This is a genomic window from Pseudomonas sp. RL_5y_Pfl2_69, assembly GCF_963970465.1.
Taxonomy (GTDB): Bacteria; Pseudomonadota; Gammaproteobacteria; order Pseudomonadales; family Pseudomonadaceae; genus Aquipseudomonas.
Window position 1 is genome coordinate 137,621 of the sequence record NZ_CAXAOU010000001.1, and the last position, 17,904, is coordinate 155,524.

A 17,904-nucleotide genomic window follows, 5' to 3' on the forward strand; every position below is an offset into this window, starting at 1 on the left:
TGGGAGCTGGCTTGCCTGCGAGGCTGACAACGCGGTCACCTGTCAGTCCGCGCTGCTGCTATCGCGAGCAAGCCCGCTCCCACAGGGCTTGCGGGCAGGCATCAGGGGTGTGAACGCCATAAAACTTGTGGGAGCTGGCTTGCCTGCGAGGCTGACAACGCGGTCACTTGCCAGACCGCGCTGCTGCTATCGCGAGCAAGCCCGCTCCCACAGGGCTTGCGGGCAGGCATCAGGGGGGGGGAACACCATAAAGCTTGTGGGAGCTGGCTTGCCTGCGAGGCTGACAACGCGGTCACCTGCCAGTCCGCGCTGCTGCTATCGCGAGCAAGCCCGCTCCCACAGGGCTTGCGGGCAGGCCCTCCCGCGACCCGCCATTACGTCATCTGAATAATGGTCTGCATGATGGTGCTTTGGGTCGAGATGGTTTTGGCGTTGGCCTGGTAGTTGCTCTGCGCCTTGATCAGGTCCACCAGTTCGCTGGTCAGGTTGACGTTGGAGTCTTCCAGGGAGTTGGACTGGATAGCGCCCAGACTGCCAATTTTCGGCGCGTCGTAACCGGCCACACCCGAGGAGTAGGTTTCTTTCCAGGCGGTGCCACCCACCGGCTGCAAGCCTTGCTCGTTGGTAAAGCTGGCCAGGGAAATCTGGCCGATGGCGCGGCTCTGGTTGTTGCTGAAGTTGGCGAACATCACGCCCGAACCATCGATGGTCAGGTTGTTGATCTGGCCGGTGGCGTAGCCGTCCTGGGTAGGTGGGTTGCGCGAGGTATCGGTGTTGTACTGGGTGGTTTTGGCCATGTTGATCACGATACCACCCGCTTTGGCCGCCGCTCCGTTTTCTTTCCACTCGCCATTGATCATGGCGCCCGGTTTCCAGCCACTGACAACCAGGGTGTTTTCAGCCTGCTCGTCAACCGGATCAGGCTGCGTGACATTGGTCAGCGCGCCGGCCGAATCAAACGCCATGGTTGAAGGCACTGGCGGCGTGGCACCCTCACCTGACGGCAAGGTGCCATCCGGGTTGCGGCCATCGATCAGGGTATAGACGCTCCAGCTGTTGCCACCGGTCTTGACCATGTACTGGTCCATCGGGTGCGCGTTGCCCTGGGTGTCATAGACCGTGGTGCTGAATTTTTTGGTGTAGCTGGTGGAGACGGTCGGATCGAACGGGACCTTGGTCTGATCGATCGCATCGGCGCTGGAGTTCAGGTTGATCTCGGACGTGACCGAGCCTGTAGGCTTGGGCGCCAGGTTCGAGGTGTCGATACGCAGGTCGGTCAGCACGCCATTGACGATATTGCCGTTGGCATCCACGCCATAACCCTGCAAGCGCGCAGTGCCATCAGAGCTGGTCACATAACCGTCTTTATCGGACTTGAACGTACCGGCACGGGTGTAGCTCAAGGAACCGTTGTCGCTCAGCACGAAGAAGCCGCTGCCCTGAATCCCCATGTCCAGCAGGTTGCCGGTGTTGTTGACTGCACCTTGACCAAAGTTTTGCGAAACCGCTGCCAGGTTCACGCCACTGCCGATGGTCTTGCTGCCGATCCCCAGCTTGTTGGCCGAGTAGATGTCGGCAAACTCTGCCCGCGAAGATTTGAAGCCGGTGGTCGCAGCGTTGGCGATGTTGTTGCCGGTCACGTCGAGCTGCTTGTTCGCCGCATAGAGGCCGCTAAGGCCGATATTGAATGACATGTTTCTCTCCTTGAGGCGTATGAGTCGGCTTAGAGGCCAATGGTCTGGACTTTGGATATGCCAATGCTGCCCAGGCCTGCGAGGTTGAGCATGATTTCGCCACCGGTCTTGCTCAGGGTCACGCTGTTAACCGTGGCTGGCAGGTAGGTGGTGAGCGCCGTCGTACCGGTGTCGGTTTTGCTTGATGCGGTGAAGGTGTACGAGCCCTTGTCCAGCAGCACGCCCTCGTCGTCCTTGCCGTCCCAGGTAAAGCCCGCGTTACCGGCCTTTTGGGTGCCCATGTCGATCGTGCGGACCACTTCACCGTCCGCATTGGTAATGCTGATCACGGGATTGGAGTTGGCGTCCTGGACCACCACGGTGCCGTTGAATGGCTTTTCGCTGGCGGGGTCCACATAGGCCTCACCGGTTTGCACAATCACCGAGCGTCCCACCAGCGACGAGGCCTGCAAGGCTTGCGAAGACTGGAAATTGCCCGAGAGCGAAGTGACCGTATCGTTGAGCGTGGTGATGCCTTCCAGGCTGCTGAACTGGGCCAGTTGCGCGACGAACGCAGTGTTGTCCTGCGGGTCCAGCGGGTTCTGGTTTTTCAGTTGGGTAACCAGCAGTTGCAGGAACGCATCCTTGCCCAGCGCCGTGTTCCCGGACGCAGCCTTCGAGGCCGCCGCCAGACTGGTATCGGTGGTCTTGGCCTGGGCGGAGTTGGCAAGCACCTGGTTAAGGGTCATGCCGCTGGTGGAATCGGTCACACTCATTTGCGTCGCCCCTTATCACTGACCGAGGGTCAGGACCTTCTGCATCATGGTTTTGGCGGTATTCATCAGCTCGGCGTTGGTCTGGAACGAACGGCTGGCAGAAATCATGTCAGCCATTTCTTCAACCACATTGACGTTGGGGTAGTACACATAGCCCTTGGCGTCTGCAGAAGGATGGTTAGGTTCGTAACGGGCCTGAAGCTCGCTTTGGTCCTCGACCACGCCCAGCACCTGCACGCCTTGGCCTGCGCCGTCCTGATTCTGGAACAGCGAGTCGCCGGTGGTGCTTTGCGCGCCCTGAAACATGGTGGCAAATACCGGGTGACGGGCACGGTAGGTCTGGTCGATGCTCGAAGACACGGTGTCGGCGTTGGCGATGTTGCTGGCCACGGTGTTCAGGCGCGTGGTCTGGGCGCTCATGCCACTACCGGCAATATTGAAAACACTGGATAGAGACATGGATTACTCCCCACGCAGGGCCGACATCAGCCCTTTGAATTTGCTGTTGAGCAGGGTGAAGCTGGCCTGGAAGTTGACCGCATTCTCTGCGTAGTTCGATTGCTCCAACTGAGCATCCACGGTGTTCTGGTCGATCGAGGGCTGCATCGGGGTGCGGTACAGCAGCGACTCGTCGCCACTGCTCAGGCCCTGGGCTTCGATATGGCGAGTGTTGGTCTTGTTCAACGCAAAGGCGCCGTTCTGGTTTTTGTCGCTCTGTGCCGCGAGCACAGAGGCGAAGTCCAGATCCCGAGCCTTGTAGTTCGGGGTGTCGGCGTTGGCGATGTTGTTGGCCAGTACCTCGGCACGCTGAGCGCGAAAGCCCAGGGCTTGCTCATGGATACCGAGCGCTTTATCGAAGCTGATGCTCATGTCGGAAAACCTTTGTGGGCTGACCTGAGAATGTGATTCAGGTTTTACATGACAGGGATAGAGCAAACCCCGTGCCAGTTTTTACAGCCCCGTATTTCAAGGGTTTGCCGGGTTGCGGACAGCGGCAATGCCAGAAAAGCGGCAACGGTTGACCGCTGACTGCCGCTTTTCTGCCGCTTGGAGCAGGTTTTTTGTAGTCGCTGCCGAAGGCTGCGATAAGGGCCGCAGGCCCTTGAAAAGGTTTTGCATCGATCTCGGGAAACGGGTTGCTGCGCAACCCTTCGCAGCCTGCGGCAGCGACTACGGATAGAGGTCTATTTGGCCTGGTAGATGATTCCCGGGCTGCATTGGACCATCTGGTAGTGATCCGGCAAGCCGTTCAGGGCTTCAGAGGCGCCCAAAAACAAATAGCCACCCGGTTTCAAGGTGCTGTGGATACGCAGCAGAATGTCTTTTTTCACTTCTGCCGAGAAGTAGATCAACACGTTGCGGCAAAACACGATGTCGAACTTGCCAAACCCTGCGTAGCTGTCCAGCAGGTTGAAGGAGCGGAACTCGACCCGATTCTTGATCGGCGTCTTGAGCACCCAGCGCCCCGGCCCCTTGGGATCGAAATAGCGCTGCAAGCGTTCTGGCGACAGGCCCCGGCCAATCGCCAGGTTGTCGTACTCGCCGGTTTTACAGGTATTGAGCATCTGGGCCGACAGGTCGGTGGCAAAAATCTGCACCCCCGCTTTCAGCTGCCCAAGGTTACTGCGCTCAAACTCGTCAATGGCCATCGACAACGAGTACGGCTCCTGCCCCGAAGAACAGGCCGCCGACCAGATTCGCAAACGCTGGCCAGGACTGGCCTTGATTTGCTCGGGCAGCACCTTGTTCTTCAATACTTCGAAGGGGTAGGTGTCGCGAAACCACAAGGTTTCGTTGGTGGTCATCGCATCGACCACCAGTTCGCGCAGCCCGCTACGCGGCTGGCTCTGGATACGCTGAATCAGCTCGCCCAGGGACTTGATACCTTGCTGCTCCATCAGCTTGTTAAGCCGGCTGGAGACGAGGTACTGCTTGTTTTCACCCAGCAAAATGCCACAGGCTTTTTCCAGGAAGACCCGGAACTGTTCAAAATCCAAATTAGCCGTCGACAAATGTCCTGCCTCTTAAATCGATTTGACCGCCAGGGGTGAGCCCTGGCTATGGTCTGCTGCTTTTATCCGGTCAACTACCCGGGATGCCAGGTCATCAGGTCGGAACTTGGCCAAAAAGTCATCGGCACCGACTTTTTTCACCATCGCCTGATTGAATACCCCGGATAACGAAGTATGCAGAATGATGTGCAGCTTTTGCATCCGCGGATCGTTACGGATTTCAGCGGTCAGGGTGTAGCCGTCCATTTCCGGCATCTCGATATCCGAGATCATCATCAGAAACTCTTCAGACGGGTCCTTGCCCTCCTCCACCAGCTTGCGCAGGTAGTCCAGCGCCTGACGGCCGTCATTCAACGACACCACTTCAACGCCTACCGTTTGCAGGCAACGGGCAACCTGCTTGCGTGCCACCGACGAATCGTCGACGGTCAGCACCCGCAATGACAGTGCCTTGCTCCGGGTTTCGACATCCACTACACCGTGGGTGATGGTTTCAGGTGATGGCGAGACTTCTGCCAGTACCTTCTCGACATCGATGATTTCGACCAGTTGATCGTCCAGCCGGGTGACGGCCGTCAAGTAATGGTCGTTACCCGTGCCCTTGGGCGGCGGATGAATCTCTTCCCAGTTCATGTTCACGATGCGTTCAACCGAGCGAACCAGAAAACCCTGAGTCTTGGTGTTGTACTCGGTGATGATCACAAACGGGCTGCTTTGATCTTTCAGGGGCCCCGCCCCGGTGGCCATGGCCAGATCGAGAATCGGGATGGTCGCGCCTCGAATGCTCGCCACACCACATACCACGGGATGAGACTTGGGAATCAAGGTCAGTTTCGGACATTGCAGCACCTCCCTGACCTTGAACACATTGATCCCGTAAAGCTGTGGTCCATCCAGACGAAACAACAACAGCTCCAGGCGATTTTGCCCGACCAGCTGAGTGCGCTGGTTAACCGCATCCATCATCCCGGCCATTCTCAGCTCCTCTTAAAAACTTCAAGTTTCATCACGCACTTCCCGGTAAACGGCACGGGGCTTGCTTTTTTATCGGCCATGAACGCAAAAACGACAATTTCCTGCCACCGGCCCTTCCTCCAGACCCTGCGCCGCAGCTGTCTGAGCGTCCTGGCGGCTGGCACCCTGCTTGGCCTGGGCACTCATACCCAGGCTGATGCGTTTACATCGCCTGATCAGCTTATCGGCGTGACCCAGGGCTTTCTTGAATTCACCGTTGAAGACTACCTGGCAACCAGCCAGACCGAGGGGCGATACCAGATCCAGGTCAACAACCTTGACCCCCGTCTGCGACTGGCCCATTGCGACAAGGAATTGACAGCAACCCTCGAAAGTCCGGCACAACCCATGGGCCGGGTGATCGTGCGCGTGCGCTGCGAAGGGGGCTCGCCCTGGACTATCTTCGTTCCCGCCCAGGTCAAACTGTTCCGTGACGTGGTCATCGTCAATCACCCGCTCAAGCGGGGCATGGTGATCGACTATGCCGATGTCACCTTGCGCGAGCGGGATATCAGCCTGATCAATCAGGGCTACCTGACGGCGACTGAACTGGCAGTGGGCCAAAAGCTGCTGCGGCCCGTGATCACCGATCAGGTACTGACCCTCACGCACCTGGAACAGGTTGCCACCGTGCGCAAGGGCGACCATGTGGTCATCAGCGCCCGTAGCGGTACGTTAAGTGTCAAAATGCCCGGCGAAGCCCTGTCAGACGGAGGCCTCAGCGAGCAGATACGAGTCAAGAACCTGAACTCCAAGCGTGTGATCCGGGCCCGAGTGACAGCACCCGGTCAAGTTGAGGTGGCATTGTAGGAAAGTTGGCATCAGTCTCCGGACTTTCCTACACTGTGGTTTGACGCAGATCAGTACAGTTCTGTGTGAAGCTATGATTAATCGAGCCTAAAGTTTTTCCGGGTATGGCCGAAAACATGGCAAGCGTCCAAATACCCAGAGGTTTATCGTTATGGTCATCGACTTCAGTCGTCTTGGCAGCGCGCCGCCCTTAACCGGCAGTACGCGCAGCAATGCAAATCAGGAAGCAGGCAGCGCCACGCAAGCGGCCCCGGCTAAAGGCCCTGAGCAAACCAGCGCCAGCGCCCCCAGCGGGGAATCTGTACACCTCAGCCAAGAGGCTCAGCAGTTGCAGAAGATCAGCGACTCGTTGCGTGACCAACCTGTAGTCGACAAAAATCGGGTGGCCGAGCTTAAACAGGCCATCGCAGAGGGCAGCTACAAAGTCGACAGCAACCGGGTCGCCAGCAAACTGCTCAACATGGAAGCCCAGCGCTAGGCCCACATGGCCTGTGCCAGGCTTTTGGACGCTTAATTCCCAGAGCCCGATATGCACGACGAAAATTTACTGCAACTGATCAATGATGACCTGGCCCCCGCCGAACAACTGCTCGGTCTGCTGCAGGACGAGTCCATTGCCCTGAAAGGCCGCGACATGCAGGTGCTGGAAAACATTCTGGCGCGCAAACAGTCGTTGATCATTTTGCTGGAGCAACATGGCCGCAAGCGCAGCGAGATTCTCGCGAGCCTTGGTCTGGCCACCAACCGCAGCGGCCTCGAAAGCCTTGCCAGCCACTCAAGCGTGGGCGCGCAACTGCTCAGCCAAAGCGATGTGCTGAACCAGTTACTGGCCCAATGCCAGGCTGCGAACCTGCTCAATGGACAGTCGATCCAGACCCAGCAGGCAATCACCGCCAACCAGCTGCGCATTCTTCATGGCGGCGAAGCCCCCTCGTTGTATGACGCCCGCGGCACCACTTCGATGCTCAACAAGCATCGCGCCTACAGCCAGGCTTGAGCCTGCGCATCCGCAGCCTGTAGCGAGACACGCACCATAATGGCAGAATGCCTCTTTTTTGCGTGTCGCTGTATTTTGTCTGGAGATTGATCAACCGTGTTCGACGCCCAAGATGCTCCGCAACCGCCAAAGGTGCTGACTACCCCTTTGGAAATTGCCTCCAACCTGCGGATGCTGCAAGAGAGCCATGACCCGCTGATCATCACTTTCCAGGATCGCACCCAGCGCTTCCAAAGCTATGTGGTGGATATAGACCGTGAGCGCAATACCATGGCGCTGGACGAAATGATCCCCCGTGACGGCGAGCGCTTTCTTGAAGCTGGCATACCGTTTCGGGTTGAGGGTTTCCACGATGGCGTGCGCATTGCCTGGGAGTGCACCACACCGCTGACCCTTGATGACAGCAAGGATCACCGCTGCTATCGCGGTGCGCTACCCCGCGAAGTGGTTTACCACCAGCGGCGCAACGCCTTTCGTGCGGCCCTGCGGCTGGCCAATCTGGTCAACGTGGAGGTCGCGGGTGAAAAGCTCAAAACCCCGATCAAAGGCAAGTTGCTGGACGTTTCTGCAACGGGCTGCAAATTGCGTTTTGAGGGTGATATCAGCCAGGGCATGCAACTGGGTCAGGTGTATGAGCGCTTCAGCGCCGACCTGCCGTTTGGCCTGATGTCCACCCCGGTCGAGTTGCGTTACCTGCACTTTGAAGAGCGGCTGAACATTACCTTTGCCGGCATGCGCTTTCACAACATCAGCGGCGCCGTACAGCGTCAGGTCGAACGTTTTGTGTATCAACTGCAACGCGAAGCGCGCCAGTTTGATAAAGACGACGATTACTGAACGTGAGTAAACCCTGCACATCCTGTGGGAGCTGCCTTCGCGAGCAAGCCCGCTCCCACAGGGAAAGTGTCTAGGGCTTGGGTTCTGGCTCCGGCTCCGGTTCCGGTTCCGGTTCCGGTTCCACGTTATCCACCATCTGCTCCTGCACCACCTGCTCATCCACCCGCGGGTCAAGCGCCGCTACCAGCGGTGAACTGGACATGCTGTCAGGCATTGCCACGTGATGCAGCGGCGCATCATCGACCTGGTGCAGGTTGGTCACTGCATTCGGGCGAATTCGCCACACCAGGATCAAACCCGCCACGCTGAAAAAGGCGTAGAGCATATGGCTGCCAAGCACCTTCATCAGCACCCCCGCCACCAGCGGTCCCACACTCGCCCCAATGCCGTAGGTCACCAGTAACATGGCGGTCAGCGACACGCGACGCTCCGGCTCAATGTGGTCATTGGCAAATGCCACGGCCAGCGGATAGATGCAAAACTGCATCAACGCCGCCATGCCACCGGCCACAAACAGCACCTCCAGCGGTACCGATGGCAGGATCGCCAGCGGCAATGCGGCCAACGCCAGCAAGAAGGCGAAGATGCGAATCAGCAACGGCCGGTCATAGCGGTCGGACAACCAGCCCAATGGCCACTGCACCAGCAACCCGGCAAAAATACAGCTACCCATGTACAGACCGACCAGCTCGGTCGACAGCCCCTGCTGCGAGGCATAAAGCGGCGCCAGACCATAGAACGAACCCACCAGCAGGCCCGCGCCCATCACCGCAATCAACGACTGGGGTACACGCTTGATAAAAAACGTGGGGTCCATCGGTGCGGGGTGCAGGGGCGCCGGGTGAATGCGCCGGGTCATGGCCACGGGCACCAGGCACAGGGCAAAGCACAACGCCACAACCATCAGCAATTCGAGCCCCAGGGCCGGATGGATCACCAGGATCAATTGGCCGAGCACCAGGCCCAGATAGGAAGCGATCATGTACAGGCTGAACACCACGCCTCGCTGCTTGGCATCGGCCTGCTCATTGAGCCAGCTTTCGATGACCATGTACTGGCACATCATGCCCAGACCGACGATCACCCGCAGCAGCAACCATACCGGCAACCAGTCCGTCAGCCCGTGACACAGCACCGCCGCACCGACAATACCGGCGCAGGTGGCGTAGGCACGGATATGCCCGACCCGGGCAATCAGCCGGTGGCCGATCTTGCCGCCCAGGACCAGGCCAAAATAGTTGGCCGCCATCAACGCGCCGACCCACAGGCCGTCAACGTTGTCGGCGGCCAGGCGCAGCGCCAGATAGGTACTCAAGAGGCCAGAGCCGATCAACATCATCAGCGAGGCAAAGTACAACGCTCGAAAAGACTTCCAGATTTGGTGCATTGGCTTTCCGTGCGGCTCCTTGTATCTGCAGCCGGGGCAAGGCCCGGTGCCACAGATTTAAACAGTTAAGCCTGAGCCGCCAGAACGCGACGCTCCCAGGGAGTTATTTCGTCATGGAAGCTGGTAAGTTCCAGCGTCTTGGACGCAACGTAACCTTCGATGAACTCCACCCCGAACAGTTCAATCGCCAACTGACTGCGCTTGAGGCGATCAAGGGCTGCATGCAAGGTACAGGGCAATGACAGTGCCGGGGGCACTTCGAATTCGCCCTGAATCGCAGCGCTCGGTTCCAGCTCATGCTCAATGCCATATAACCCTGCCGCAAGGCTGGCGGCAATGGCCAGATACGGATTGGCGTCAGCGCCCGGCAAACGGTTTTCAACCCGCCGCGCCACGGGTGAGCTGGCCGGGATCCGAAGGCCTGCAGCACGGTTATCGTGGGACCAGCACGCATTGTTCGGCGATGCATAGGGGTGGAACAAACGCTGATAGGAATTGACGTTGGGCGCAAACAGCGCCGTGAAGTCAGCCATGCCTGCCTGCTGCCCACCGATAAAGTGGCGAAAGGCGGCCGTCGGTTGCCCCGCCTCGTCGCTGAACACATTACGACCGCTGCCCAGCTCCACCACGCTCTGGTGAATGTGCATCGAGCTGCCGGCGGTGTGGGCCAGTGGCTTGGCCATGCACACAACGGTCAGTCCATGCTTGAGGGCGACTTCCTTGAGTAAATGCTTAAACAAAAACGTCTGGTCGGCGAGCAGCAGCGGATCACCGTGCAGCAGGTTTATTTCAAACTGACTGACGCCCATCTCGTGCATAAAGGTGTCGCGCGGCAAGCCCAACGCCGCCATGCATGCGTAGACCTCGCTGAAAAAAGGCCGCAAACCGTTATTGGAGCTGATGCTGAACGCAGAAAAGCCTTCTTCAGGACGACCATCGAGCCCCACAGGCGGACGGAATGGCTGAGTCGGATCGGTGTTGGGCGCAAACACAAAGAACTCAAGCTCAGTCGCCACCACCGGCGCCAGACCGCGGGCCGCATAACGGGCGATAACCGCCTTCAACTGACCTCGCGTCGACAACGCCGAGCTTTCACCGCTGAACTCATCGGCGTCACAAATGACCAGGGCCCGGGGGTGCTGACTCCAGGGCAAGCGATGGAGTTGGGCAAGGTCTGGCACCAGGGCCAGGTCGCCATCGTCGCTGCCATAGAAACGCGACTCGGGGTAGCCGCCCATGATGCATTGCAACAGCACCCCACGGGCCATCTGCAAGCGCCGACCTTCGAGAAATCCCGCAGCGGTCATCACCTTGCCACGGGGTACGCCATTGAGATCGGGCGTGACGCACTCAATCTCATCAATACCCGCCAATCGCTGTGCGAGTGAGCCCTGGCCATCGCTCGTCATGACACGTTCCTTGTTGTGCTGGCCACTAAGGGCAATGTGTACAAAATACGCACCTGTTCCAGGTTTGTGTAGTCGCTGATGATGGACCGTATCGGCATTGTGGGAGCGGGCTTGCTCGCGATTCAGGCGGCGCGGTCCACCAGGAAAACCGCATCGATACTATCGCGAGCAAGCCCGCTCCCACAGAGCCGATACGCCAGGTTGTGCGGTGTTTACCCGATAACTGTCTAAGCTCTTTGCCCACCGTGTCAGGAAGACCAAAAGGAAAAACGATGAAGCCGCTGCCCCCTCTCTATACCAGCCTGCTGCTGGCCAGCCTGCTGCTGGCCAGCCTGCTCAGCCCTGCAGCCTTCGCCCAAACCCCCACAAACGATGGCTATGTGCTGGATAAAGTCGTGCAAGTCAGCCGTCATGGCGTGCGACCTCCCACCCAATCCAATGAAAAACTGCTGACCTCCGTCACTCAGCGCCAATGGCCAACCTGGCTTGTGCCCTTGGGCAACTTGACCGGCCACGGCTACACCGGTGCTGTCGAAATGGGCCGCTACCGCGGGGAGGTACTGCGCACCGCCGGACTGATCTCCAAGGGTTGCCCGGATGCCAGCCAGTTGCTGGTACACGCCAGCCCCCTGCAGCGCACCAAGGCCACCGCACAGGCCCTGCTCGATGGCATGTTCCCCGGTTGCGGGCTGCAACCGACCTATGTCAGCGGCAATCAGGACGCCTTGTTCCAGGCCAATGAAATGCCCTTTGCCGCCCTTGACCCGGTGAAAGCCAAAGCCGAAATCCTCAAAGCCCTGGGTGGCAGCGTCGAAGCGGCACAGGCGCGCTACCAACCCTTTGAAGAAAAACTCAGGGAAGTCGCCTGCCTGCCCGGGGCTGACTGCCCCTATGGCAAACAAGCCTGGACCCTTGAACAAAACGCCAAGGGCCGCTTCTCGATCAAGGGCCTGAGCGCGGGCGCCAACATGGGCGAAGTGTTCCGCCTGGAATACAGCCAGGGCTTGCCACTGGATAAAGTCGCGTTCGGCAACGGTCGTACCGCAGCCCAAGTGTCGAGCCTGATGGTGCTGACCAAAGCCAAGTACGACTACCTCAATGACATCCCCTATATCGCCAGTCGCGGTGCGTCAGAGCTGATGAACCAGATTTCGCTGGAACTCAAGCAAGGCACCCCGCTGGCCCAAAAGGGCGGGCAAAGCATCCCGCCTGATGTGCCGCTGATGCTGCTCGTGGCCCACGACACCAATATCGCCTACCTGCGCACCATGCTCGGCTTCGGCTGGAAGCTGGGGGACTACATCGAGAACAATATCCCGCCCGTCGGTACGCTGCAGTTTGAACGCTACAAGGAAGTCAAAACCGGCGAGTACTTTCTGCGCATTGCCTTTGAGGCGCAGTCAATGGATCAGATCCGCAACCTGACGCAGCTGACCGGCGCCCAAAAACCGCTCAAGCGTGATTTCAACAGCGCCGGGAACTGCCGTAAAACCAGCGTCGGCCTGCTTTGCCCGCTCAAGGATGCGATGGCCACCGTGGATCAGAACATCGACCCGACGGCACTGACGCCGTACTCATTCGAGTGATCCGGCGCCGTTGAAGCCTCAGCGCCAGGACTGGCTTCACGTTGTTGCAACCAGTGCAGCAAGTCCTGTCCGCTCATGGGTCGTGCAAACCAGTAGCCCTGCCCTTCAACGCACCCCATTGTCAGCAAGCGCTGAAACTGGGCCTCGGTTTCGATCCCTTCAATGACCACCGACATGCCCAGGGTTTTGCCCAGCGCCAGGGTGTTGGCGATCACCGCTTCGCAGCGCGGCTCATGCTCCAGGTGGCGAACAAACCCGGCGTCGAGCTTGATTTCATTAAATGGCAACTGACACAGCCGTTGCAGCGAGGAAAACCCGGTTCCAAAGTCGTCGATCGATAACCGGCAGCCCATCATTCGCAGGCGTACCAGGTTCTCCAGACTGGCGGCCGGCGCTTGCAGCAGTCCGTTCTCGGTCAGTTCGAAGGTCAGCCTGGAGCCTGGCGTCGCATGCCGGGTCAGGATGCCCTTGAGGGTGTAAGTCAGCTGGTTATTGGCCAATTGCGCGGTTTGCAGGTTGAACGCCATGTTCAAGGGAAAGCCCTGAATCCTGGCTTGCTCTTGCAGTCTCAACGCCTGATCCAGTTGGGCAAACAACATGTCGTCCATCAACCCGCAGCGCTCCAGCACCGGGATAAACACGGCCGGGGGCAGCACCCCTTTACTCGGGTGCTGCCAGCGACACAGCACCTCAACACCACACACCTCGCCGGTCTGCAGGTTGAACTTGGGTTGGTACCAGGCCTGCAGTTGCTGCAGGGCCAGGGCCTGGCGCACCTCGTCTTCACAGGCCAGTTGCACCTTACTGCCGGGCGTTTTCTCGGTGGTGCAGGCGCCCTGATACTTTGCCAGCAGAGGCCCAAGCACTTCGGCGTGCAGCGGCTTGCCGACATCACCCAGCAACTCCAACCCCAAAAGGGTAACGATCTGACGCGCCGTGCGGCGCAAGTCAGCCGACAGGGCACTGCCGATGATGATGGCTTTGACTTGCCCCGACTTGCCCACCCGGCGCAAAAAGGCCAGACCGTCCATGCCTTCCATCTGCAAATCGCAGACGGCGATATCCACCGCACCTACCTGCTCAAGAACCGCCAGCGCCTCACTGCCATCACTGGCCTCAAACACTTCATGACAGCCCAGCGAGCGAAACAGGCTCACCGCTACGGCGCGCTGAAAGTCGTCATCTTCCAAAATCAGGATACGCAGTGAATGATCAGACATCAGGTTGACCCATCGAAAAACGGTGTAGGTCAATTGTCCCGGAGACATCAGGATAGTTACCTAGGAAATTTCCCCTTAAACGTAGGAATTATCCCAAGTCGACCCGGCTGTCGATTGAAGGTCAGCGAGCACTGCGGGTGAAGATGCGGATCACCTCATCCAGATGCTCGGCCATGGCCTGACGTGCAGCGTCCGGGTCGTGCTGCTCCAGCGCTTGCAGCACGCGCCGGTGTTCATTTTCCGAACGATGAATCATGTCGTCCGGGGTGTAATGGCTTTGCAAACGCTGGAACATGCTGCCGTAACGGTGCCCCAGCAAATGCTGGATCATCAGCGCATAGGCCGGGTTGTCCGAGGCCTGGGCGATGCGGATATGGAACAGGCGGTCGCCCGGGTGGGTATGGGAGTCTTCGCGATTGTCCTGCACGTTGCGCTCGAACGCCTCGCGGATGCCCGCCAATTCTTCGTCACTGGCATTCACCGCCGCCAGTGCAGCCGCCTCGGGCTCGATCAGGCGTCGGGCCTGAAGCAAGGCGAACGGCGGGATCTCAGCGCTGAAATCAACTTCGATGCCCAGTTCGGGGTCCAGTTCTTTCCACTGATTGCGGGTGGCCTGGGCCATCACCGGCTCATCGGACACCGCTTGCACCGGAGGCTCACAGACCAGCACTCCGTTACCCACGCGCACATCCACCAGGCCGATGACTTCCAGCGCAATCATCGCCTCGCGCACCGAGGCGCGACTCACGCCCAGCAACTTGGCCAACTCCCGCTCGGCCGGCAAGCGGCTGCCCGGCGGAAATTCACCGCTGTCGATCAAGGCCCGTAGCTGATCAGCGATTTGCCGATAAAGCCTTTGATTATCAATAACTTGAAATGGCATCAGGAAATAAGCTCTGGTAAGGACAGCCTTCGACAAGCTCGTTTGGCAAAAAAAGGCGCTTGTTGAAGCTTGAGGTGCATGCTACAAAAGGACCAATGGCCTGACCATTGGACGGATAACGTAAAGCGATCATAGCAAACCTTATCCACACACTTGCGTCGTTTTGCCATTTGTTACGCCCGCAATGGCCTGACCATTAGGCCTATAACGACAAAAACAACAACATCGCAATGGAGCACCCATGGATCTTTCCGGCAAACGCGTGCTGATCACTGCGGCCGCTCAGGGTATTGGCCAGGCCAGTGTCCAGGCGTATCTCGCCGCTGGCGCCGAAGTCTTCGCCGCCGACATCAATGCCGCCGCCCTCGACGCCCTTGAAGGCGCGCACACTCATCTTCTGGACGTCACCGACGCCGCTGCCATCGAGCGCCTGGCCAAAACACTTGGCCCGCTGGATGTGCTGTTCAACTGCGCGGGCGTGGTTCACAGCGGCACTATTCTGGAATGCAGCGAAAAGGACTGGAGCTTCGCCCTGGACCTTAACGTGACCGCCATGTACCGCATGATCCGCGCTTTCTTGCCGGGCATGCTGGGCAACGGCGGCGGTTCGATCATCAACATGGCCTCGGTGGCCTCCAGCGTCAAAGGCGTGCCCAACCGCTTTGCCTACTGCGCCAGCAAAGGCGCGGTCATTGGCCTGACCCGTTCAGTGGCGGCTGATTTTGTGAGCCAGAACATCCGTTGCAACGCCATCTGCCCCGGCACCGTCGACTCCCCTTCCCTGCGCCAGCGCATCAGCGAACAGGCTCTGCGCGAAGGCCGCAGTGTCGACGAGGTGTACGCCGCCTTTGCTGCGCGCCAGCCCATGGGCCGCATCGGCACCGCCGAAGAAATCGCCCAGTTGGCGCTGTACCTGGGATCGAGTGCCAGCGGCTTCACCACCGGCACGGCACAAATCATTGATGGCGGCTGGAGCAACTGACGCCATCGCTTTTGACGTTGCTCTCGTGGGAGCGGGCTTGCTCGCGATTGGATCGCTGCGGTGTATCAGGATAATCGCGCTGATGCCATCGCGAGCAAGCCCGCTCCCACAACAAGCCAGCTCCCACAGGGCCCTGCCCCTTCCAAAAAGGATTGTTTATGAAACTGCTGCGCTACGGTGACAAAGGTCAGGAACGCCCTGCCCTGCTCGACAACAACGGTCAACTGCGCGACTTGTCCGCAGTGGTCGCAGACATCGCCGGCCAAACCCTGAGCCCCGAAAGCATTGCCCGCCTGCACGATATCGACCCCTCCACCCTGCCACTGGTTGAGGGCTCCCCCCGTATCGGCGCCTGCGTTGGTCAGGTCGGCAAATTTATCTGCATCGGCCTCAACTACGCCGACCATGCTGCCGAAACCGGCGCCGCCATCCCCGCCGAGCCTGTGGTGTTCAGCAAATGGACCAGCGCCATTGTCGGCCCCAACGACGACGTCGAAATCCCGCGCAACTCGCGCAAAACCGACTGGGAAGTCGAACTGGGCGTGGTCATCGGCAAAGGCGGTCGCTACATCAGCGAAAGCGATGCCCTTGAGCATGTGGCTGGATATTGCGTGATCAACGACGTATCCGAGCGTGAGTTCCAGCTGGAGCTGGGCGGCACCTGGGACAAAGGCAAGGGCTGCGACACCTTCGGCCCGCTTGGGCCGTGGCTGGTGACCCGAGATGAAATCGCCGACCCGCACCAGCTCGACCTGTGGCTGGAAGTGGACGGCAAGCGCTACCAGAACGGCAACACGCGGACGATGATTTTCCAGATCCCGAAAATCATCAGCTACCTCAGCCAGTTCATGAGCCTGCAACCGGGCGACGTGATTTCCACCGGCACCCCGCCGGGTGTCGGCCTGGGCATCAAGCCCGAACCCGTGTACCTGCGCGCAGGCCAGACCATGCGCCTGGGTATCAGCGGGCTGGGCGAACAACAGCAACGCACCGTGAATGCCGACTGACAGGGAGCTGCACCATGACCACGATTACTGCCGTACGGGTTGAAGACATCCGCTTCCCCACCTCGCAATCGCTGGACGGTTCTGACGCGATGAACCCGGACCCGGATTACTCGGCGGCCTATGTCATCCTCGAAACCGACACACCGGGCCTTGAAGGCCATGGCCTGACCTTCACCATCGGCCGTGGCAATGAAATCTGCTGCGCCTCGATCAAGGCCCTGTCCAGCCTGCTGGTGGGGTTGAAGCTGGAATGGATCGCCGAAGACATGGGCCGCTTCTGGCGCCACGTCACCAGCGATAGCCAACTGCGCTGGATCGGCCCGGACAAGGGCGCCATTCACCTGGCCACTGGCGCGGTGGTCAATGCCGCCTGGGACCTGTGGGCCAAGGCAGAAGGCAAACCCGTGTGGCGCCTGGTGGCCGACATGAGCCCCGAAGAACTGGTGCGCTGCATTGATTTTCGCTACATCACCGACTGCATAACCCCGGCACAAGCCCTCACGTTGTTGCGCGAACGCGCCCAGGGCAAGGCCGAGCGCCTGGCTTCGCTCGAAGCTGACGGCTACCCCTGCTACACCACCTCGGCAGGGTGGCTCGGTTATGCCGATGACAAACTGCGCAGGCTGTGCCAGGAGGCGGTGGATGCGGGCTTCAGCCACGTCAAACTGAAGGTCGGCCATGACCTGCAGGACGACATCCGCCGCGTGCGTATCGCCCGCGAGGTGTTGGGGCCGGATCGCCAGTTGATGATCGACGCCAATCAGGTATGGGAAGTGGACGAGGCCATTGACTGGGTGCGCGAGCTGTCATTTGCCAACCCGTGGTTTATTGAAGAACCCACCAGCCCGGACGACGTGGAAGGTCATCGCAAGATCCGCCTGGGCGTTACCCCGGTCAAGGTCGCAACCGGTGAGATGTGCCAGAACCGTATCGTGTTCAAGCAGCTGATCATGCGCGAAGCCATTGATGTGGTGCAGATCGATGCCTGCCGTCTCGGCGGGGTCAATGAAGTGCTGGCCGTGATGCTGATGGCCGCCAAATACAACCTGCCCGTGTGCCCCCATGCGGGTGGCGTAGGTTTGTGCGAGTACGTGCAGCACCTGTCGATGATCGACTACCTGTGCATCGCCGGGACTCACGAAGGCCGGGTGGTGGAGTTTGTCGATCACCTGCACGAGCACTTTGAAGACCCGTGCGTGATTCGCAACGCGGCCTATATGCCACCCCAGGCGCCAGGCTTCTCGATCCAGATGAAAGCAGCGTCCCGCGAGCAGTATCGGTACCGGGGCTGAACCCACGGGCGGAGCACAC

Annotated in this window: 18 protein-coding genes; 8 read left to right on the forward strand and 10 right to left on the reverse strand. The window is 59.5% G+C overall.

Annotation, left to right across the window (positions count from 1 at the left end):
• Positions 1–374: 374 nt before the first annotated feature.
• From flgE to AACY07_RS00685, 6 genes are all read right to left on the reverse strand, one after another.
• Positions 375–1,694 (reverse strand): flagellar hook protein FlgE, encoded by a 1,320-nt coding sequence (gene flgE / locus AACY07_RS00660; RefSeq protein ID WP_339473071.1) that lies wholly within the window; start codon positions 1,692–1,694, stop codon positions 375–377.
• Positions 1,695–1,723: 29 nt separating this feature from the next.
• Entirely contained in the window at positions 1,724–2,449 is a 726-nt protein-coding gene (locus tag AACY07_RS00665) for a flagellar hook assembly protein FlgD (RefSeq protein WP_219262054.1), read from the reverse strand.
• Positions 2,450–2,464: 15 nt separating this feature from the next.
• Positions 2,465–2,908, reverse strand: coding sequence for a flagellar basal body rod protein FlgC (gene flgC, locus AACY07_RS00670; RefSeq protein WP_133077355.1), 444 nt, complete (start codon positions 2,906–2,908; stop codon positions 2,465–2,467).
• Between the two features lie 3 nt (positions 2,909–2,911).
• Complete coding sequence (flgB, locus tag AACY07_RS00675; protein WP_133077354.1) at positions 2,912–3,319, reverse strand: flagellar basal body rod protein FlgB; 408 nt, start codon at positions 3,317–3,319, stop codon at positions 2,912–2,914.
• A 314-nt stretch (positions 3,320–3,633) separates the two neighbouring features.
• On the reverse strand, positions 3,634–4,461 hold the full coding sequence (gene cheR / locus AACY07_RS00680) for a protein-glutamate O-methyltransferase CheR (protein ID WP_219262053.1): 828 nt from the start codon (positions 4,459–4,461) through the stop codon (positions 3,634–3,636).
• A 12-nt stretch (positions 4,462–4,473) separates the two neighbouring features.
• Complete coding sequence (locus AACY07_RS00685) at positions 4,474–5,436, reverse strand: chemotaxis protein CheV (protein ID WP_339473072.1); 963 nt, start codon at positions 5,434–5,436, stop codon at positions 4,474–4,476.
• A gap of 78 nt (positions 5,437–5,514) precedes the next feature.
• Here AACY07_RS00685 and flgA point away from each other — a divergent pair, with 78 nt between their 5' ends.
• The 4 genes from flgA to AACY07_RS00705 all read left to right on the forward strand — a co-directional run bounded on the left by flgA (position 5,515) and on the right by AACY07_RS00705 (position 8,119).
• Positions 5,515–6,285, forward strand: a complete 771-nt coding sequence (gene flgA, locus AACY07_RS00690) for a flagellar basal body P-ring formation chaperone FlgA (RefSeq protein ID WP_339473073.1) — start codon at positions 5,515–5,517, stop codon at positions 6,283–6,285.
• Positions 6,286–6,436: 151 nt separating this feature from the next.
• On the forward strand, positions 6,437–6,763 hold the full coding sequence (flgM, locus tag AACY07_RS00695) for a flagellar biosynthesis anti-sigma factor FlgM (protein ID WP_326397514.1): 327 nt from the start codon (positions 6,437–6,439) through the stop codon (positions 6,761–6,763).
• Positions 6,764–6,814: 51 nt separating this feature from the next.
• Positions 6,815–7,282 carry a flagella synthesis protein FlgN gene (locus AACY07_RS00700; RefSeq protein WP_339473074.1) on the forward strand — a complete coding sequence of 156 codons (468 nt, stop codon included), beginning with the start codon at positions 6,815–6,817 and terminating at the stop codon, positions 7,280–7,282.
• Positions 7,283–7,378: 96 nt separating this feature from the next.
• Positions 7,379–8,119, forward strand: coding sequence for a flagellar brake protein (locus AACY07_RS00705; RefSeq protein WP_339473076.1), 741 nt, complete (start codon positions 7,379–7,381; stop codon positions 8,117–8,119).
• A 70-nt stretch (positions 8,120–8,189) separates the two neighbouring features.
• On the opposite strand, the gene AACY07_RS00710 is transcribed toward AACY07_RS00705, so the two are convergent.
• On the reverse strand, positions 8,190–9,506 hold the full coding sequence (locus AACY07_RS00710) for an MFS transporter (RefSeq protein WP_339473078.1): 1,317 nt from the start codon (positions 9,504–9,506) through the stop codon (positions 8,190–8,192).
• A gap of 65 nt (positions 9,507–9,571) precedes the next feature.
• Entirely contained in the window at positions 9,572–10,813 is a 1,242-nt protein-coding gene (locus AACY07_RS00715) for a glutamine synthetase family protein (RefSeq protein WP_339473427.1), read from the reverse strand.
• A 374-nt stretch (positions 10,814–11,187) separates the two neighbouring features.
• Between AACY07_RS00715 and AACY07_RS00720 the strand changes: the two genes are divergently transcribed.
• Complete coding sequence (locus AACY07_RS00720; protein WP_339473079.1) at positions 11,188–12,501, forward strand: histidine-type phosphatase; 1,314 nt, start codon at positions 11,188–11,190, stop codon at positions 12,499–12,501.
• Here the strand turns inward: AACY07_RS00720 and AACY07_RS00725 are convergent.
• On the reverse strand, positions 12,456–13,721 hold the full coding sequence (locus AACY07_RS00725; protein WP_339473080.1) for an EAL domain-containing response regulator: 1,266 nt from the start codon (positions 13,719–13,721) through the stop codon (positions 12,456–12,458). The two genes, AACY07_RS00720 and AACY07_RS00725, sit on opposite strands and share 46 nt — an antisense overlap.
• 121 nt (positions 13,722–13,842) lie before the next feature.
• Positions 13,843–14,604, reverse strand: coding sequence for a FadR/GntR family transcriptional regulator (locus AACY07_RS00730; RefSeq protein WP_326427268.1), 762 nt, complete (start codon positions 14,602–14,604; stop codon positions 13,843–13,845).
• Between the two features lie 241 nt (positions 14,605–14,845).
• Between AACY07_RS00730 and AACY07_RS00735 the strand changes: the two genes are divergently transcribed.
• From AACY07_RS00735 to AACY07_RS00745, 3 genes are all read left to right on the forward strand, one after another.
• A complete protein-coding gene (locus AACY07_RS00735; RefSeq protein WP_339473081.1) occupies positions 14,846–15,586 on the forward strand; it encodes an SDR family oxidoreductase in 741 nt (246 codons plus the stop codon).
• 158 nt (positions 15,587–15,744) lie between these two features.
• Positions 15,745–16,593, forward strand: coding sequence for a fumarylacetoacetate hydrolase family protein (locus AACY07_RS00740; protein ID WP_339473082.1), 849 nt, complete (start codon positions 15,745–15,747; stop codon positions 16,591–16,593).
• Between the two features lie 14 nt (positions 16,594–16,607).
• On the forward strand, positions 16,608–17,885 hold the full coding sequence (locus AACY07_RS00745) for an L-fuconate dehydratase (RefSeq protein WP_133077341.1): 1,278 nt from the start codon (positions 16,608–16,610) through the stop codon (positions 17,883–17,885).
• The last annotated feature ends 19 nt before the right edge of the window (positions 17,886–17,904 follow it).

Excerpts from the sequence above, each read along its gene's own strand:
- AACY07_RS00740 (WP_339473082.1), top strand. The coding sequence starts at position 15,745 with ATGAAACTGCTGCGCTACGGTGACAAAGGTCAGGAACGCCCTGCCCTG.
- AACY07_RS00685 (WP_339473072.1), bottom strand. The coding sequence starts at position 5,436 with ATGGCCGGGATGATGGATGCGGTTAACCAGCGCACTCAGCTGGTCGGG.
- flgC (WP_133077355.1), bottom strand. The coding sequence starts at position 2,908 with ATGTCTCTATCCAGTGTTTTCAATATTGCCGGTAGTGGCATGAGCGCC.
- AACY07_RS00665 (WP_219262054.1), bottom strand. The coding sequence starts at position 2,449 with ATGAGTGTGACCGATTCCACCAGCGGCATGACCCTTAACCAGGTGCTT.
- flgE (WP_339473071.1), bottom strand. The coding sequence starts at position 1,694 with ATGTCATTCAATATCGGCCTTAGCGGCCTCTATGCGGCGAACAAGCAG.
- AACY07_RS00730 (WP_326427268.1), bottom strand. The coding sequence starts at position 14,604 with ATGCCATTTCAAGTTATTGATAATCAAAGGCTTTATCGGCAAATCGCT.
- AACY07_RS00710 (WP_339473078.1), bottom strand. The coding sequence starts at position 9,506 with ATGCACCAAATCTGGAAGTCTTTTCGAGCGTTGTACTTTGCCTCGCTG.
- AACY07_RS00720 (WP_339473079.1), top strand. The coding sequence starts at position 11,188 with ATGAAGCCGCTGCCCCCTCTCTATACCAGCCTGCTGCTGGCCAGCCTG.
- AACY07_RS00725 (WP_339473080.1), bottom strand. The coding sequence starts at position 13,721 with ATGTCTGATCATTCACTGCGTATCCTGATTTTGGAAGATGACGACTTT.
- AACY07_RS00735 (WP_339473081.1), top strand. The coding sequence starts at position 14,846 with ATGGATCTTTCCGGCAAACGCGTGCTGATCACTGCGGCCGCTCAGGGT.
- flgA (WP_339473073.1), top strand. The coding sequence starts at position 5,515 with ATGAACGCAAAAACGACAATTTCCTGCCACCGGCCCTTCCTCCAGACC.
- AACY07_RS00715 (WP_339473427.1), bottom strand. The coding sequence starts at position 10,813 with ATGACCGCTGCGGGATTTCTCGAAGGTCGGCGCTTGCAGATGGCCCGT.
- AACY07_RS00745 (WP_133077341.1), top strand. The coding sequence starts at position 16,608 with ATGACCACGATTACTGCCGTACGGGTTGAAGACATCCGCTTCCCCACC.
- flgB (WP_133077354.1), bottom strand. The coding sequence starts at position 3,319 with ATGAGCATCAGCTTCGATAAAGCGCTCGGTATCCATGAGCAAGCCCTG.
- flgM (WP_326397514.1), top strand. The coding sequence starts at position 6,437 with ATGGTCATCGACTTCAGTCGTCTTGGCAGCGCGCCGCCCTTAACCGGC.
- AACY07_RS00700 (WP_339473074.1), top strand. The coding sequence starts at position 6,815 with ATGCACGACGAAAATTTACTGCAACTGATCAATGATGACCTGGCCCCC.